Source organism: Pseudomonas sp. ES3-33 (assembly GCF_000952175.1).
Classification (GTDB): domain Bacteria; phylum Pseudomonadota; class Gammaproteobacteria; order Pseudomonadales; family Pseudomonadaceae; genus Aquipseudomonas; species Aquipseudomonas gregormendelii.
Map to the genome: position 1 here is coordinate 1 of NZ_JZRI01000012.1, position 1,242 is coordinate 1,242.

General features: G+C 37.3%; 1 protein-coding gene. It reads right to left on the bottom strand.

The window, feature by feature from the left end; genetic code table 11:
• Positions 1-389, bottom strand: a 389-nt coding sequence (locus tag UB23_RS30075) for a hypothetical protein (RefSeq protein ID WP_236695823.1), incomplete at its 3' end; no start/stop codon positions are given.
• Positions 390-1,242 lie beyond the last annotated feature (853 nt).

A 1,242-nucleotide genomic window follows, 5' to 3' on the forward strand; every position in this document is an offset into this window, starting at 1 on the left:
AGATGTGTATAAGAGACAGCTTCAACATGCGTCAACAAATGACACCTGTATGTTTTAGGCCCGTATGAGAACTTCAAGTAAAAATCAAGCATATTATCAAGCGACAGCTTTAATTTCTCGATGTAAACCTTCTTGTTGCTAGGGTGGACTTTGTGGAACTTCATAAATTGGTTGAGATTGATTGTGAACGACAGCTTATCGGACTTTATCTTTCTTTGAAGAATGTAATAAAACACGTCAAAATCAAAACCTACTGACAAAGGGTAGAAACGCATTTCTACATTCTTAAAGCCATATAGGCTGTCAATTTTTAACTCTGTTCTTTTACGCTCGCCGTTCTTAATTGATTGAAATATAGGCAGGTGAAGAATTGACTTTGCAAACGTCATGTATGTATCTTGTGCGTAAATCTTTTTTTTAGTTTCAATCTTATTGAATATTAGCTCCATTACGTCCCCTTTTGTTGTTCTATTAGTATCATCTAATCATAACCCTCCAAGAAGTCAATAGAACTACGCTGGTAATTTTGTTTAGCATAATAGTGTTACATATGACGCGGGGAGTATCTACATAGAGTGACGGTGTCTCTTCATATTACGAGGGGGGGTATCTGCATATAATGCGGGGACTATTATCATATAACGCGGGGACTATCTGCATATAACGCGGGGAGTATCAGGTCAATTTATGGCTTAAAATAGGCTTAAATTAGCCCCCTTAAATACTCTTAATTGCTTTTAAATACTTTTACAATCAAAATCAAAAGCCATGCCCCGTTCGGGGCGAAAAATCAAAAGCATCTGGGAAAGGCGAACGAAGTTCGTAGATTTGAATAGCGAAGCGAAGCAAATCATAAAACGAAGTTTTTCCACTGCTTTACTACCGTGTGTGACACTTTGAAAATTATAAACCCCTTGCCCTATCGGGTTGAACTGGGAATAAAGTCAAAAGCATCTGGTAGCTTCGCTTTTAGAAAAGCAACGAAGTGCTTTTAAAAATGCAGCTCACGCAAATTACGTTTTTAGAGTGTGTAAGCGTTTAACGCTACCCAAATATCAAGTAATTGAAATAATGAGTTTTATGGTCGTTTTTGTAAGTTGTGCTTTATTTTGAAATCGAGTGGTAGGGTTTGAAAATTTTCATTCTCGTAGGTGGCCTACCCCCACGTTTTTTGGTGAAATTAAACTGGGAGCGATTTTTAAGTGCATCGATGATTTTTATTCGGGTGGTTAGTTGCAAAAC